The sequence below is a fragment of the Streptomyces sp. UF-297 genome, from assembly GCF_058245575.1.
Window position 1 is genome coordinate 1 of record NZ_JBSIBZ010000042.1, and the last position, 14,551, is coordinate 14,551.

Below are 14,551 nucleotides of genomic sequence, written 5' to 3' on the forward strand. Positions count from 1 at the left end.
TGCGCCGCCAGGGACTCGAACCCCGGACCCGCTGATTAAGAGTCAGCTGCTCTAACCAACTGAGCTAGCGGCGCCTGCTGACGTGGAAAACATTAGCACCCTGATCGGGGAGGACAAAAATCGATTTGTCTCAGCGGGGGGAACGGCCCGGAACCAGGGGTTCCGGGCCGGGGTCCGGGGCGTCCGCCGCGGGCTCGGGCAGCGGCGCGCGGGCCGCGCGGACACAGGCCCACAGCAGGACGTCGGGGCCGGGCAGCCAGGGGGCGCGCACCTCGGGGGCGACCAGCCAGCGGGAGGCGGCGGGCTCGCGCCCCGCGGGGGCGGGCGGCGGGTAGAGCGCCGGGACGGTCACCGCGTCACCGGCGCCGTGGCACAGCAGGGGCGGCACGCACGCGCCCCACTCCTCCCAGTCCAGCAGGGCGGGCAGCCGCCGCGCGGTGCCGGGGGCGGCGAACAGCAGGATGCGGCCGCGGTGCACGGCCACCGGGCCCGATCCGGGGCCCTGGGACCATAAGCGGTCCACCATCGCGCGGCCGAAGAGCGCGGGGGTGTTGATCACGTCGAAGGCGGTGCCGCAGGGCAGCACGCTGGGGGCGCTCGGCCGGGCCGCCCACTGGGCGTGGACGCTGTCCGGGTGGGGAGCCGCGGAGGCCAGCCAGTCGGCGCCGGCGAGCGTGACGTACGTGGCGGTGTGCAGGGGGAACGCGGACGGGGCGGGGGGTGCGGAAGGGGCGAGGGTGGGGCGCGGGGCGGGGAGGGGGCGCGGTCGCCAGTCGGTCATGGGACAGGTTTACCGGTGGCTGAGGTTCCGTTTCTGCCAAATACCCGAAGCCGGGACGGGGCGGGCCGGGGCGCGGTATCTTTCGGACCCGCATATGCCAACGGCCCATGATCGAGGATCATGGGCCGCCGGGACGGGCCGGGAGGTCAGTCCGAGGCGTCCGGCCGGTTGCCGGTCTCCCGCATCAGGCCGCGGCCGAACTCGACCATCTTCCTGGCGTAGTCCTCGGTCCAGTCCGCGCGCTCGGCGATCACCGACAGCGGTACCCGGTCGAAGCGCCGGGGGTCGGCCAGCTGTGCCGCCGCCATGGCCTGGAACTCGGTCGCCCGGTCGGCCGCGGCACGGAAGGCGAGCGTCAACTCCGTGGACCGCGCGAGCAGTTCACGCGGGTCCTCGATCGACTCCAGGTCGAAGAAGTGCTCCGGGTCCGAAGCGGCCTCGGGGGGCTCGAAGAGCAGCGGCGCCGGTTTCAGCCGCCTCGCCGGGGCCGAGGGGGCCGCCCCGCGCGGGTCGGGAGCCGGTTGCGGCTCGGACATGTACGTACCTCCAGGATCGTCTGCCGCATTCCATTGTCCCGTGCCGCGCAAGTGGGCCCGGGGTCCGGCGTGAGCCGCCTCGCGCGCCTCAGGGCCGCCACACCACACGGTGCTCCGCCAGGTGGGCCAGCACGGCGTGGTTGGCCTCCCAGCCGTCCGGGAACTTGACTGTGACACCCAGCTGTACAGGCTCCGTCGAAGGATGCTCGTCGAGCAGCTCGGTGACCCCGGCGCGGCAGACCACGACGCAGGCGTGGCGGTGCCGCGAGGCCAGGACGCACAGGCGGCCCGTCTCCAGGTGGAAGGCGGTGGCGTCCGGGCGCCCGGAGAGCGGGTGGAGCACGACCGTGACGTCGAACTCCCGCCCCTGGAGGCGGTTGGCGGTGTCCACCGCGACATCGTGGACGCCCAGCGAGGCCAGCGCGGCGCGGACGGCCGCCGCCTGGTCGCGATGGGCCGTGCCGACCGCGATCCGGTCGGACCGCAGCGGGACCGGGTCGGGGGAGCGCTCGCTGGTGGCCGCGCCGCCGCGGTCCAGCAGCCGGCGCACCACCTGCGCCACGGCGCGTACCGCCTCGGGGTCGGTGCGGGGAGTTCGGCGGGCGGGGAGCTCCAGCAGGCCCCAGCCCGCCTCGGCGGCCTCGTCCAGGACGCGGTCCACCGCCGAGCCGTCGCCGCTCACCCCGAAGGCGAGGCGGCGATCGCCCTGGAGGGTGCCGCTGCGGAAGGGGGTGTAGGGGTAGAAGGCGTCGGAGACCAGGGGCGCGGCGGAGGCGGGCAGCCGCCAGGAGACGGGCAGGCGGTGCTGGGGCAGGTCGGGGTTGTGGGCCAGGAGGGTGGTCACCGCGCTGGCCGAGGGGTCGTACGACAGCCCCGCCCACTGCGCCGCGCCCTCGGCGCCCACCACGCTGAAGGGGTCCAGCTGGCCCGGGTCGCCCACGAACAGCGCCCGCTCGAAGAGCCCGGCCACCGACAGCAGCGCGTCCGAGCGCATCTGGTACGCCTCGTCGATGATGGCGTGCCGCCAGGGCACCTCGACCTTGGTGTACGCCCACTTCGCGGCCGTGGAGATCACGACGTCCAGGCCCGCCAGCTCCGCCGCCTTGGCGGACGTACGCACACTGTCCAGGCCGTCCAGGGCGGGGTCGTAGGCGCCCGGCTCGCTGCTGTGCAGCCGCCCGACCGGGAGGCCGGGGTGGGCCTCGGCGAGGCGGTGCACGAGGTCGTCGACCTGGGCGTTGGTCTGCGCGACGATCATCAACGGGCGCCCTGCGGAGGCCAGTTCGCCGGCGGCCTTGACCACGAGGGTGGACTTGCCCGCGCCGGGCGGGGAGTCCACGACCACGCCGCGCCGGGTGCCGTGCAGGGTGTCGTGCACGATCGCCCTGGTGGCGGCGGCCGCCGCGGCACCGGGGTCGAAGGCGCCGTGCGCAGCGGGGGCGGTCACCGGGCACCGCCCCGGCAGGCGCGGGCGGGGCGGGTGCGCGGGGCGCGGGTCACAGGAAGTCCTCCGCGGTCACGGGGTCGGGGGTCTCCGGCAGGGCGGCCGGAAGCTGGTCCTGGCGCTCGGCCGCGGCGGCGGGCGGGCCGCCGTGGGTCCACGGGGTGTCCTCGGGGTCGGGCAGCTCGGGGCCGCCGCGCGGCGCGTGCTCGAACAGCGTCCAGCACACCCGCTCGCCCTTGTCGGGGACCGAGCCCGGCTCGGGGACCTTGCCGCGCCCCATCCCGCCGGTCAGCCGCAGCACCAGCGCGCCCGGCTCGCCGGGGAGCGCCTGGACGAACTCGGCGGTCTGCGACCTGCCCTCGGGCAGCGCCCGGTAGAGCTTGGCGCCCTCGGACAGCAGCGGCCGGTCGGCCGTGCGCAGCGTCACCAGCGGGCGCGGCATCGGGCGCTTGCCCTGGGAGTACGCCATCTCCACCTCCTGCACCTCGCCCGCCAGCGCCTCGCCCGCCAGCCGCCGCGCCGCCATGACCAGGGGGTCGTCCAGGGCCTCCTGGGCGTCCAGCTGGGCCTGCGCGCTCTCCCGCGAGGAGAGCTTGCGGGCGGCGGTGACGGCGTCGTCGTGCCGGGGCTGGGGCGGCTCTCCGGCGCGTACCCGGTCGCGGTGCGCGGTGTAGGACCAGCGGTCGCGCTTCCAGCGCTCGCCCACCCGGGCGCCCTCGGGCAGCGCGCGCAGCAGGTCCAGGCCCCGCCACACCGCCTCCCAGGTGGGCCGCAGCTGGGCCTCGACGAGCGCGCGGATCTCCTGCTCGGCGCCCGCGGCCCCCGCGTCGTAGCGGGCGACGGCCGGGGCGAGGAGCTTGTTGTCGAAGGCCGGGTCGGTGGCCGGGCCGGCCGGCGGGCACAGCAGCTGTCCGGCCGCGTCCCGCGCCGACTCGGCGCGCCGGGCCGCGCGCCCGCCCGGCTCGCCCTCGGGAGGGTCGATCCAGGCGAGCAGCGCGCCCAGGTGCTGGTCCTCCAGATTGCTCTGGCCGCTCGCCCAGTGGCGGGCCAGCAGCCCCGTCATCGGGGCCAGCAGACAGGCGCCGGGCACCCGGGCCCGCTCGCCGAAGTGGGTGAACCAGCGGCCCAGGAGCGGGACGTGCGGCGGCGCGGGGTGCGGGGTGTCCGGGTCCTGCTCGGCGGTACGGCGAAAGCGCATCGAGCGCCCCAGCAGGCGTACGTACTCCACGCCGGGCGCGCTGGGCACGATCAACTGCGGGGCGTCCGCGCACAGTTCGACCTGGACGGGCACCTTCTTGCCCGTCTGTGGATCGGTCTCCTTGCGCTCCTCCAGCTCGACGGCGTCGGCGAAGCCGTCCACGTACGGCAGCACCGCCTGGGCCAGCTCGGCGAGGAAGGCGAAGCGCAGATCGCGGTTGCGCGGCTGGGGTACGACGAGCAGCCGCGGGTGCTCGCGGTCGGTGCCCACCAGCGCGCCCAGCGGCGCGCCGGCCTCGCCCGAGGTCGTCAACGGCACGAGGACCAGGGGGCGTTCGGACAGATGGCGGTGGCGGACCGTGGCCAGCGGCCGGGCCCGGCCCTGCGCCACGGCCTCCATCCTGGCCAGGGTGGTGATCAGTGACATGGGCGCACCGCTTCCTGTGGACGGGGGCCGCGGCGGCGGCCCGGGGACGGCGGGGCGGGGCTCACGGGGCGCCTCCGGTGGTCGCGGCGGCCGCGGCGAGGGCCTCGGCGCGCAGGGCGGCCGCGCGGCGCAGGGCTTCGACGGCGGGATCGCCGTCGAGACCGTCGAGGCCGCCGGAGTCGTCGGGCGAAGGGGCGGCCGGGCCGTCGGCCGCCGCGGGGTCCGTGGCGCCGCACCGCTGCGGGCCCGTGCCGGACGCCGCCGCCAGCACCTCCCGGACCGTGCGCAGACCGCCCAGCTCGCCGCGTACGCCACGCCCCAGCGCCTCGACGGCGCCCGCCTCACGGGCCCTCTCGCGGCAGTGGAAGGCCAGTTCGCAGGCGGACAGGCACTCGGGGGCGTACGCCGCGGGGACCGACTCGACCGCGCGGGCCAGCTCCCTCGGCGGCCGGGCCGCGCCGTCGCCGCCTTCCGCGCGCAGGTCGAAGGTGGTGCCGGGCGGGAGCGCGGCGGCGATCTCCTCGATGCGGGTCAGCCGCGCCAACTGGCGCCGGGTGGTGGCCAGTTGCTTGCGGATGTCCACGGCCTCGGCGGTGGGGAGGTTGGAGAAGTCCTTGGGGCACACCAGCAGGACGCGCTCGCCCACCCGCACCTCGCGGCCGGTCTCCGCGGCGGCCTGCGCCGCGACGTCGCCCAGCGCGAGGACGTACACCGCCGCCTGCCGGGCCGCCGCGCCCACCTTGGCGGCGTCGGCCGACCCGTCGACCATCGGGAAGGACTTGATCTCGACGACCGTCCAGCGGCCGTCCGGGTGCACCACGACGGCGTCGGGCTCCAAGTAGGCGGGGGAACCGGCCACTTCGAGGGCGAGCAGCGGATGGTCCAGCAGCGTCCAGCCGCCCTCGGCGGTGGCCTCGCGCAGGGCCAGGGCCGTACGGGCGGCGCGCCCCTCGGGCCCGGCGGCGGACAGGTCGGGCGCCGCGACCTGTCCGGGGTCCGGCGCGGGGTCCTCGCCGCCCAGGCGCTCGTGGAGCAGGCGCAGCAGTTCGGTTGCGCCGTCGGCCTTCACGCGGGCCTCGAAGCTGTTGCCGCGCGCGAGGGCGAACTGCGACTGGCCGTAGGAGAGGGGCGAGCCGATGGCGAGGGCCAGCGCCGCCTTGTCGACCCCGGCGCCGTCCAGCAGGGCGCGGCGGCGGCAGCCGGGGTTGGCGGCGAGCGCGGCCAGGGCGCGGGCGTCCAGCGCGCGCGGCGGGACGCCGGGGCCGCGCAGCTCAGCGAGGCGCGCCCGCAGCCCTGTCGTCCGGGCCGGCCGCTGCGGTGGTGCGGCCGCGGGCTGACTGCCGCGGGAGGAGGGTGCGTTCACGTCGGTCTGCCTCTGGGTCTGCCTCGCGCTGTGGGCCCGGGCCACCTCGCCGGTCTGCCACAGCGGCAGGGGATCCGGTGAGCGTCGCCCGGGACATTGCCGTACGTGCGGAAGTCTCGCATCCGGCACTGACATCCACGGCGACCGCATGCGCACCGCGGGCCACGGCACCGTCGAACGGCACCTGCCCCCGCGCCTTCCCGTGCGGCGTACGGACCCGCCCCGCGCCCTCGCGAAGCCTGCCCGTACCCGTCCGCCCGCGCACCCCGTCCGCCAGCCGCAGCGCCGGGCGGGCCAGGAGCAGCCCCACGCCCATGACGGCCGCGCCCGCCACCGCGTCCAGGAAGTAGTGGTTGGCGGTGCCCATCACCACCAGGAGTGTGACCAGCGGGTACGCCACCGCGAAGGCCCTGGTCGCGCGGGCGGTGCCGTGCCGCCACAGCGCGGCGCCGCACCACAGCGCCCAGCCGACGTGGAGGCTGGGCATGGCCGCGTACTGGTTCGTCATGCCGCCCATGCCGCGCGGCGCGCTGGCCTCCTGGCCCCACCAGCCGTAGGAGGAGTAGTGCGCCATGGTGTCCACGAAGCCGTGGGCCTCGGGCAGCAGCCGGGGCGGCGCGGTGGGCAGCAGCGTGAAGCCGATCAGGCCGATCAGGGTGGCGAGCATCAGCCAGGTGCGCAGCACGCGGTAGTGGTGCGGGCGCCGCCGCCACAGCCAGACGAGGACGGCGGGCGTCACCAGGTAGTGCAGCGAGGCGTAGACGAAGTCGGCGGGTACGCCGAGCGCCGGGACCGCGGTGAACAGCGCGTTCAGCGGGCGCTCGGGGGCGAGCCGCAGCAGGTCCTCGGCCCGCAGGATCGCCAGGGCGTTGTCCGTGGCGCTCGCCACGTCGCCGCGCGCGAGCAGCCGCCCGGCCGAGTAGGCGAGGTAGACGAGGGCTATCAGGGGCAGCTCGGTCCACCAGCGCGCCCGGCGTCCGGATGCCGCGGTGCGGAGGGTTGCGGGGTGCATCCGGAACGTTCTCCAGGGTGTTGCAGGGGTGTGCACGCGGCCGTGGGGGAGCGGCCGACGACCTTCAACCGTACGCCGTAAGTTTCGATGGCCGCCGTGCGGGGTGCGCCGCCCGCCGCCGCCCCCTGCCACCTGCGCGGCTGCCGTCCTTCGCGATGCGCGATGATGGAACGGAACGCATCATTCAGCTACAGCCGAGGCATCGGCGGAAGGCAGCTCCCATGGCACCGCGCATTCTGCTGGCCCGGCACGGGCAGACGGAGTGGTCCCTGTCCGGCAAGCACACCGGCCGTACGGACATTCCGCTGCTGGAGGAGGGCCGGCGCGGCGCCAAGCTGCTGGGCGAGCGGCTGCACCGCGCCCCCTGGGACGGCCTGCCGGGCGTCGAGGTCCGCACCAGCCCGCTGGTGCGCGCCAAGGAGACCTGCGAGCTGGCCGGCTTCGGCGACCGCGCCCAGGACTGGGACGCGCTGATGGAGATCGACTACGGCGCGTACGAGGGCATGACCCCGGCCGAGATCAAGGCGGGCCGCCCGGACTGGCTCATCTGGCGCGACGGCGTGCCCGAGGGCGAGACCCTCGCGCAGGTCGCCGCGCGCGCCGATGAGGTCGTGGAGTGGGCGCGCTCGGCCGACCGCGACGTGCTGGTCTTCGCGCACGGCCACATCCTGCGCTCGCTGGGCGCCCGCTGGCTCGGCCTGGACATCTCCTTCGCGGCCCGCATCCGCCTGGAGCCGACCTCGCTGTCGGTGCTGGGCTGGGCCTACGGCGAGCCCGCCATCGAGCGCTGGAACGACACCGGCCACCTGGGCTGAGCGGGACGTTGTCTCACGCCGGGCGCGCCCCCGCGGCGTGCCGCTCCAGGAAGTCGGCGACCGCGGCGCAGTCGCGGTGGGGGCGCAGCGAGTGGGCCGTGGAGTCGAGCATCGTACGGATCCGGGCCGACTGGACCTGGCCCAGCAGCACCAGGGTGCGGGTCGCGGCCGCCGCGGCCTCCTCGGGGCAGCCGCTGGCGGCCAGGTTGTCCGCCAGCTCCGTGGTGAACAGCGCGATGTTGCGGGTGAAGTGAGGGTCCTGCAGGGCCACCGCCCGGCGGGCGTGCTGCGCGGCCCTCTCCCGCTCGCCCAGCGCCGACCAGCACTGCGCCTCCAGGCCCTCCAGCTCCGCCTCGCCGTAGAAGGACATCCACTCCGGATCGGCGTCGCACGGCCCGTGGTCGAAGAGCCGCTGGGCCCGCAGCAGCGCCTGCTCGCAGCCCGTACGGTCTCCCATCCCCGCCCAGCCGCCCGCCTCGCGCAGCGCCAGCAGCGACAGCAGGCGCGGCGAGGAGAGGTGCTTGGCGGCCTGCTGCGCCGCCTGGGCCGCGCGCACCGCCTCGCGCGGGCGGCCCGCGTCCCGGGCCAGGAAGGCGGTGTTGCAGAAGGCGTGCGCCTCAAGGGCCGCGTCGCCCGCGACCCGGGCGGTGGCCAGCGCCTCGGCGTAGTGCGAGCGGGCGTCCTGGAAGCGGCCCGAGTCGTGCGCCAACCAGCCCACCGAGATGGACAGTTCGCCCGCTCCCGCGTGCAGCCGGTCGGCCACGCACCGGCGGTGGGTGCCGGCGTCCAGCAGTTCGTAGGCGGCGCGCAGCGGCTGGGCGGCGCGCGCGTAGATGCCCTCGGCGCCGTGCCGGTCGTCCAGCAGGCGGATCCTGCGCACCGCTTCCTCCACGGCCGACGCCTCGGCCTCGCCGACCCGGCCGCCGGCTGTGGTGTGGGGGTGGGGCGTACTGGGGGTACGGGGAGCGGCCACGGCAAAGGGGGCCAGGGCGGTCAGCCCCAGCGCGGCGGCAGGGCCACCGGTGATGAACACGCGACGCAGCACGTCGCTCTCCTCGCAGTTCTGGGTACCGCTGTCGCGGTCGTCGGGTCCGGTTGCCGGCCACGCGGTGCCCCGCGTGGTCGCACCGCGCGCCACGGCGCCGCCCGCAGGCGTGCCGTCCGGCGCTGCCCGTGTACCCCGTCCGCGTACAGTCTCACGCGGCGCGAAACCCATATCGGTGAGCGTGCGTCCGGGAAACATGTGCCGGAACACCCGCTCGTACGCGTAGTTCGGACACCGGATCTCGCCGGACTCCACGCGCCCCACATAGCGGGCGTCGCACGAGACCTGCTCGCCGATCTCGCGTGCGGCCCGCCGCACCGATGCCGCGAACTCCCCCGGCGACAGCTGGCCGCGCAGCTGCCTGAAGGCGGTGTTCGCGCGGGCCGGGGCCGTGCGCGACGGAGCCGGCTGCCCCGGCGTTGTGGGTGGTCGGGGCGGTGTGGTGGATGCTGACGGCGCATATGTGGACGACTGTGCTGACGGCGTTGACGACGCGGATGACGCTGGGGGCGACGCCATGGCAGAACCTCTCCGTGCCATCTTTGAGGCGGTGCCGCGCCGTGGCGGTGCGGCGGGACGACCGTACCCGGTACGGCACTTGCAGCACGCTGAGTTTGGCTACAAACCGGATATCTCACCCGTCATCTGCCATGAAGTGCCATCCTTTGCGGCGTCATGCCGCCGTAGCCGTTGACGACTTCGGGCGTTGAAGAGGGTGTAAAGGCAGTGGCGCGTCATTGAGGAGGGGTTTCCCATGTTGGAGACCGGCGTGAACAAGGGCGTCAGTGGCAGCGGCGGCGCGATGGCGGGCGGAGCGGTCAACGGCCGTCCCCTCGGCGGGAGTTCACTCGGCGGATCGCTGAGCACCGCGCGTCACCTCCCCACCCTGGAGGAGAGCCGCGCGCCGGGCCGTGTCGCCAACTCCCCCTCCGCCTCGCTCCCGCACGCCGACGCCTGGGACGCCTGCGAGTCCTGGTCCTCGTCCGAGACGTGGAACTCCTCCGACACCTGGGAGCGGGCCGCTGACCAGCCGTGCGACCTGGTGACCGTGCCCGCCCGGCAGGGCCTGGAGGCCGTCGACATCCTGCGGCTGCGCGACGGCGTCGGCCCGGTCCTGCACGACGGCTCCTGCGACACCCTCGGCTTCCTGGTGCCGCCGGGCACCGCCGACGGCTGGGACCTGCCGGGCAGCGCCTGCACCCAGACGTACGGCCGCGGGGTGCCCATGTGCGGCGCCGCCGTGGTGGGCGGCGAGCCCGTCGAGCCGCCGGTCACCGGCACCGGCTGGCTGGTGCCGCCGGAGGGCGCGTATCTGACCGCCACCGACCCGGCCGTGCTGCGCGCGGCCCTCGGCGAGGCGGCCCGCACCATCGAGGCCGTCGACCGCTGCCAGTGAGCGCCCCGCCGGCCCCCTGCCGCCCCCGCCAGGCGCCTCCCACCTGCGGTTTCGGGCGATAATGGGGCCATGGCGAAGAGCAGCAGACGGGAGCGGGCGCAGGCGCGGTCCGTCATCGAAGCGGTGGACGGCGGCACGGCCGAGCTGCGGCCCGACCGGGACCGGCCGCGCGGCTGGACCCTGCTGATCGACGGCGCCCCCCAGTCGCACGTGGACCTGGACGACCCGGCGCACCTGGACTTCGCCTACCAGCGGCGGCTCGGCCACATTGCCGACCTGGCGGCGCCGCCCGGCAGGCCGCTGCAGGTCCTGCACCTGGGCGGCGGCGCACTGACCATGGCCCGCTACATCGCGGCGACCCGGCCCCGCTCCACCCAGCAGGTGGTGGAGATCGACGCGCCGCTGACCCAACTGGTGCGCAGGCAGCTCCCGTTGGAGAGCGGCTGGCGCGTACGGGTGCGCGGCGGTGACGCCCGCGAGGGGCTGCGGAAGATCCCGGACGGCTGGGCGGACCTGGTCATCGCGGATGTCTTCAGCGCGGCCCGCACGCCCGCGCATCTGACGAGTGCCGAGTTCGTCGGCGAGGTGCGGCGGGCGCTGCGCCCCGGCGGTCTGTACGCCGCCAACCTCGCGGACGGGCCGCCCCTGACGTTCCTGCGCGCCCAGATCGCCACGGTCCGTAGCGTCCTGCCCGAACTGTGCCTGACCGCCGAACCGGCCGTTCTGCGCGGCAAGCGCTTCGGCAACGCCGTCCTGCTGGCCGCCGACCGGGAGCTTCCGGTGGCCGAACTGACCCGCAGGGCGGCCACCGACCCCCAGTCGGCGCGGGTCGAACACGGCCGCGCACTGGTGGACTTCACCGGCGGGGCGGCCCCCGTCACGGACGCGACGGCCACCGCCTCACCGGCACCCCCGGCCGCCGTCTTCGACTGACCCCGCCCTCAAGCGGCGCTTTCCGTACGGCACTTCGTCAGGCGCGCCGTACGCCGCTTGGTGAAGAGAGCTGCCCTCACGTCGCCCGGTCGTTCGTCTCGACCAGCGGCGGATGGTCGTTCCACGCGCAGATCACCGAGCTGCGCGCCGAGCCCTGGGTGAAGTCCACCCGCAGCCACTTGTCCTGCTTCCACACCTGCATCCGCCAGCCCGAGCCGGGCGTGGCCGACACCAGCTCGGCCGAGTCCGTCCCCAGCCCCAGCACGACCCGGCCGCCCGCGGTCGCATAGCTCTTGACCGAGTCGGTGCTGTCGGGGTCACCGGGGTTGCTGGGGCTGTCCTCATCGGCGGCCGGCGGCCCGGCCTTCGAGGGTGCGGCCGAGGCCTTGCCCCGCCCGCCGCCTGCCTTGGTGTCCGCCTCGGGGGAGGCGGCGGCCCCGGCCCGCTTGGGCGAGCGGGCCGGCCCGGAGGGCGAGGGCTCGGCGGACGCGGACGGTCTGGGCCGGTGCGTGGAGGCGGCCCGCGGCGCGGATGGGCCGTCCGCCGCGGGGTGCCCGGGCCCCACCCCCTCCGACAACGGCAGCGCCCGCGGCGGGTCGTACGCCGTCCCGGCCATCACGGTGTGCACCCCGAACCACGACAGCGCGACCGCCGCCCCGGTCGCCACCGTCCAGGCCGCCGCGTGCACAAGTCCTCGTCGTCGCATCCGGCACATACTGCACCACCGGACACAGCCCTGGGCAGGGGGTGGTTTCGCCCCTTCCGGCGGTTTTTTGAGCGGTGGGCGTCGATAAGCGGTGTCACCCGGATGGCGTACGGTGCCGCCCATGGCAAGTGTGCTCGTGGTCGAGGACGACCCGTTCGTGCGCTCGGCGCTCATCCGGCATCTGACCGAGGCCTCGCACACCGTGCGCAGTGTCGGCACCGCTTTGGAGGCGCTGCGCGAGGTGGCCCACCACGGATTCGACGTCGTCGTACTCGACCTGGGGCTGCCCGATCTGGACGGCGCCGAGGCACTGAAGATGCTGCGGGGCATCACCGACGTACCGGTGATCATCGCGACCGCCCGGGACGACGAGGCCGAGATCGTACGGCTGCTCAACGACGGTGCCGACGACTACCTGACCAAGCCCTTCTCCGTGGAGCACCTCTCGGCCCGGATGGCGGCCGTGCTGCGCCGCTCCCGGGGCGCGGGGCCCGGCGGCGGCGCGCCCTCGCGGCTGCTGCGGGTCGGCGGGCTCACCGTGGACCCGCTGCGCCGCCAGGCCGAGCTGGACGGTGTGCCGCTGGACCTGACCCGCCGCGAGTTCGACCTGCTGGCCTTCCTCGCCGGGCGGCCCGGTGTCGTCGTGGCGCGCCGTGAGCTGCTGGCCGAGGTCTGGCAGCAGTCCTACGGCGACGACCAGACCATCGATGTGCACCTGTCCTGGCTGCGCCGCAAACTCGGCGAGACCGCGGCCCGGCCCCGCTATCTGCACACCCTGCGCGGCGTCGGGGTCAAGCTGGAGCCGCCGCGGGCCCCGGAGCCACCGGCGTGAGATGGGCCCTGGTCAAGGTGGCGCTGGCGGTCACCACGATGGTCGTGCTCGCCTTCGCCGTCCCGCTCGGGCTGGTGGTCAAGGAGATGGCGCGGGACCGGGCGCTGTCCAGCGCCGAGCGGCAGGCCGCCGCCATCGGCCCCGTCCTGGCCATCACCACCGAACGCGCACCCCTGGAGCGCGCGCTGGCCAGCGCCGAGGGCGGGCCCGGCGGCCGTATCGGCGTGCACGTACCGGCCGCCGGGAAGGACAGCGGGAAGGGCGGCGGTACCACCGGTATCGGGACCCGGCGGGCCCGGCCCCAGGACGTCGCCAAAGCGGCCCGGCTCGGCCGCGCCTCCACCTCGCCGGTCGCCGGCGGCCAGGTGCTGCTCCAGCCCACCGCCGTCGCCTCCGGGATCGCGGTGGTCGAGGTGTACGTCCCCGAGGACGCGCTGAGCAACGGCGTCACGACCTCCTGGGCGGTGCTGGCCGGGGTCGGCCTGGCGCTGATCGTCGGCTCGGTCGCCGTCGCGGACCGCCTGGGCACCCGTATGGTGCGCCCCGCGGAGCGGCTCGCGGGGGCCGCGCACGACCTGGGCAAGGGGCGCCTGGGCGTGCGCGTACCGGAGGACGGGCCCCGGGAGCTGCGCTCGGCCGCCACCGCCTTCAACTCCATGGCCGACCAGGTCGTCCAACTGCTGGCCAACGAGCGCGAGCTGGCCGCCGACCTCTCGCACCGCCTGCGCACGCCGCTGACCGTACTGCGCCTGAACGCCGCCTCCCTGGGGGAGGGCCCGGCCGCCGAGCAGACCCGGGCCGCGGTCGCCCAACTGGAGCGCGAGGTCGACCAGATCATCCGTACCGCGCGCGCCCAGAAGGCACAGCACCAGCAGGCGGCAGCGGCAGGCTGCGACGCGGCCGAGGTGATCCGCGAGCGGATGGACTTCTGGTCGGCGCTCGCGGAGGACGAGGGGCGCACGGCGCGGGTCGCGGGCGTCCAGCGGCCGCTGCGCCTGCCCGTCGCCCGCGCCGACCTGGCCGCCGCACTGGACGCGATGCTCGGCAACGTCTTCCGGCACACCCCGCAGGGCACCGCCTTCGCCGTCGATGTCCACACCGCGCAGGGAGCGGTGATCGTGCTGGTCTCGGACGCCGGTCCCGGCATCGCGGACACGGCGGCGGCGCTGCGCCGCGGGCACGGCGACGGCCAGGACGGCTCGACGGGCCTGGGGCTGGACATCGTGCGGCGGCTGGCGGAGTCCACCGGGGGCGATGTGCGCATCGGGCGTTCCGTGCTCGGCGGGACCGAGGTACGGGTATGGCTGGCGCTGGACGGTGGGCAAGACGGGCGCGGCGGGCGGCGCAGGACGGGGCACCGGCTGCGGCGCACGCTGCGGGGGCGCGGCAGGCGGGCGGTGGGCCGGGGTGCGGACACCGCCGCTTAACGGCTCCCTTTGGCCTCCTTAAGGCCACCATAATTCCGTCATCTGCCGTACGGATAAAGGGTTTTGTCCGTTTCGGGGGCGCTAGCGTGCCCAGCGCACCGAGCCCCCCACGAGACGACAGGCAGGCACCGGATGAGCCCTTCGGCACACCGCGGACGTACGGACTCGGCACACCGCAGACGCGCGAGCCGCAAGGCCGAGCTGATCGGCGCGGGGACGGCGGCGGTCGCGGTGGGCGGCGCGCTCGCCGTCACGTCGTCGGCGGGCGCCACCGGGGACGCGGCCCCGGGCGCCGCCGAGGACGCGGCCCCGGGCGCCGCCGCCAGCACCCGCCGCGCCCGGGCCATCGCGCAGCTCCAGAAGAAGCACCCGGGCCTGGACGTCTCCTTCACGCTGCCCGTCATGCCCGAGGGGCTGACCGGGGACGGGGCCGGGCTGCTGGCCGACGTCAGGAAGAACGGTGTGAAGATCGCCGCGGTGAACATCATGGCGATGGACTACGGGCCCGCCTGCCGCGGCGCCGCGGGCAACTCGACCCGGCCGACGTGCAGTTCGGCGCGCCAGGGCGAGCTGGACTTCACCAAGGCGCTCGCGGCGTACAAGGGCTGAGGTCCGCCGTACGCGGGCCGAGGCCCCA

The 14,551-nt window shown here is 75.6% G+C and carries 13 protein-coding genes, 1 tRNA gene and 1 pseudogene; 6 read left to right on the forward strand and 9 right to left on the reverse strand.

The window, feature by feature from the left end:
* The 7 genes from AC4IJH_RS23075 to AC4IJH_RS23105 all read right to left on the reverse strand — a co-directional run bounded on the left by AC4IJH_RS23075 (position 1) and on the right by AC4IJH_RS23105 (position 6,760).
* Positions 1-74 (reverse strand) — tRNA-Lys (locus AC4IJH_RS23075).
* 56 nt (positions 75-130) lie between these two features.
* Positions 131-781, reverse strand: a complete 651-nt coding sequence (locus AC4IJH_RS23080; protein WP_490853715.1) for a bifunctional DNA primase/polymerase — start codon at positions 779-781, stop codon at positions 131-133.
* A 146-nt stretch (positions 782-927) separates the two neighbouring features.
* Positions 928-1,317, reverse strand: coding sequence for a DUF8844 domain-containing protein (locus AC4IJH_RS23085; protein ID WP_490853716.1), 390 nt, complete (start codon positions 1,315-1,317; stop codon positions 928-930).
* Between the two features lie 88 nt (positions 1,318-1,405).
* Positions 1,406-2,764: an AAA domain-containing protein gene (locus AC4IJH_RS23090; RefSeq protein WP_490853717.1), complete on the reverse strand. Its 1,359-nt coding sequence runs from the start codon at positions 2,762-2,764 to the stop codon at positions 1,406-1,408.
* Positions 2,765-2,813: 49 nt separating this feature from the next.
* The gene (locus AC4IJH_RS23095) at positions 2,814-4,385 is read right to left on the reverse strand and encodes a hypothetical protein (RefSeq protein WP_490853718.1); all 1,572 of its coding nucleotides are present in this window, start codon (positions 4,383-4,385) and stop codon (positions 2,814-2,816) included.
* 61 nt (positions 4,386-4,446) lie between these two features.
* Complete coding sequence (locus AC4IJH_RS23100) at positions 4,447-5,748, reverse strand: hypothetical protein (RefSeq protein WP_490853719.1); 1,302 nt, start codon at positions 5,746-5,748, stop codon at positions 4,447-4,449.
* Positions 5,657-6,760, reverse strand: coding sequence for a phosphatase PAP2 family protein (locus tag AC4IJH_RS23105; RefSeq protein WP_490853720.1), 1,104 nt, complete (start codon positions 6,758-6,760; stop codon positions 5,657-5,659). The genes AC4IJH_RS23100 and AC4IJH_RS23105 overlap by 92 nt, the downstream gene beginning before the upstream one ends.
* Before the next feature lie 221 nt (positions 6,761-6,981).
* On the opposite strand from AC4IJH_RS23105, the gene AC4IJH_RS23110 reads away from it, so the two are divergent.
* The gene (locus AC4IJH_RS23110; RefSeq protein ID WP_490853721.1) at positions 6,982-7,575 is read left to right on the forward strand and encodes a histidine phosphatase family protein; all 594 of its coding nucleotides are present in this window, start codon (positions 6,982-6,984) and stop codon (positions 7,573-7,575) included.
* 13 nt (positions 7,576-7,588) lie between these two features.
* Here the strand turns inward: AC4IJH_RS23110 and AC4IJH_RS23115 are convergent, their stop codons facing one another.
* Positions 7,589-9,139: an NsdA family TPR-like regulatory protein gene (locus AC4IJH_RS23115; protein ID WP_490853722.1), complete on the reverse strand. Its 1,551-nt coding sequence runs from the start codon at positions 9,137-9,139 to the stop codon at positions 7,589-7,591.
* A 283-nt stretch (positions 9,140-9,422) separates the two neighbouring features.
* On the opposite strand from AC4IJH_RS23115, the gene AC4IJH_RS23120 reads away from it, so the two are divergent.
* Positions 9,423-10,016 (forward strand): hypothetical protein, encoded by a 594-nt coding sequence (locus tag AC4IJH_RS23120; protein WP_490853769.1) that lies wholly within the window; start codon positions 9,423-9,425, stop codon positions 10,014-10,016.
* A gap of 69 nt (positions 10,017-10,085) precedes the next feature.
* Positions 10,086-10,949, forward strand: a complete 864-nt coding sequence (locus AC4IJH_RS23125) for a spermidine synthase (RefSeq protein WP_490853723.1) — start codon at positions 10,086-10,088, stop codon at positions 10,947-10,949.
* A 76-nt stretch (positions 10,950-11,025) separates the two neighbouring features.
* Here the strand turns inward: AC4IJH_RS23125 and AC4IJH_RS23130 are convergent, their stop codons facing one another.
* Positions 11,026-11,655, reverse strand: coding sequence for a hypothetical protein (locus AC4IJH_RS23130; protein ID WP_490853724.1), 630 nt, complete (start codon positions 11,653-11,655; stop codon positions 11,026-11,028).
* A gap of 121 nt (positions 11,656-11,776) precedes the next feature.
* Here AC4IJH_RS23130 and AC4IJH_RS23135 point away from each other — a divergent pair, with 121 nt between their 5' ends.
* The 3 genes and pseudogenes from AC4IJH_RS23135 to AC4IJH_RS23145 form a co-directional block, all read left to right on the forward strand.
* A complete protein-coding gene (locus AC4IJH_RS23135; RefSeq protein ID WP_490853725.1) occupies positions 11,777-12,487 on the forward strand; it encodes a response regulator transcription factor in 711 nt (236 codons plus the stop codon).
* Positions 12,484-13,914 carry a sensor histidine kinase gene (locus tag AC4IJH_RS23140; protein ID WP_490853726.1) on the forward strand — a complete coding sequence of 477 codons (1,431 nt, stop codon included), beginning with the start codon at positions 12,484-12,486 and terminating at the stop codon, positions 13,912-13,914. The genes AC4IJH_RS23135 and AC4IJH_RS23140 overlap by 4 nt, the downstream gene beginning before the upstream one ends.
* 303 nt (positions 13,915-14,217) lie before the next feature.
* A pseudogene (locus AC4IJH_RS23145) lies at positions 14,218-14,442 on the forward strand (chitinase); the annotation flags it as partial.
* Positions 14,443-14,551 lie beyond the last annotated feature (109 nt).

Bases quoted from the DNA above. Each gene is read 5' to 3' on its own strand.
- AC4IJH_RS23110 (WP_490853721.1), top strand. From the start codon at position 6,982: ATGGCACCGCGCATTCTGCTGGCCCGGCACGGGCAGACGGAGTGGTCC.
- AC4IJH_RS23135 (WP_490853725.1), top strand. From the start codon at position 11,777: ATGGCAAGTGTGCTCGTGGTCGAGGACGACCCGTTCGTGCGCTCGGCG.
- AC4IJH_RS23120 (WP_490853769.1), top strand. From the start codon at position 9,423: ATGGCGGGCGGAGCGGTCAACGGCCGTCCCCTCGGCGGGAGTTCACTC.
- AC4IJH_RS23095 (WP_490853718.1), bottom strand. From the start codon at position 4,385: ATGTCACTGATCACCACCCTGGCCAGGATGGAGGCCGTGGCGCAGGGC.
- AC4IJH_RS23125 (WP_490853723.1), top strand. From the start codon at position 10,086: ATGGCGAAGAGCAGCAGACGGGAGCGGGCGCAGGCGCGGTCCGTCATC.
- AC4IJH_RS23105 (WP_490853720.1), bottom strand. From the start codon at position 6,760: ATGCACCCCGCAACCCTCCGCACCGCGGCATCCGGACGCCGGGCGCGC.
- AC4IJH_RS23130 (WP_490853724.1), bottom strand. From the start codon at position 11,655: ATGCGACGACGAGGACTTGTGCACGCGGCGGCCTGGACGGTGGCGACC.
- AC4IJH_RS23085 (WP_490853716.1), bottom strand. From the start codon at position 1,317: ATGTCCGAGCCGCAACCGGCTCCCGACCCGCGCGGGGCGGCCCCCTCG.
- AC4IJH_RS23080 (WP_490853715.1), bottom strand. From the start codon at position 781: ATGACCGACTGGCGACCGCGCCCCCTCCCCGCCCCGCGCCCCACCCTC.
- AC4IJH_RS23115 (WP_490853722.1), bottom strand. From the start codon at position 9,139: ATGGCGTCGCCCCCAGCGTCATCCGCGTCGTCAACGCCGTCAGCACAG.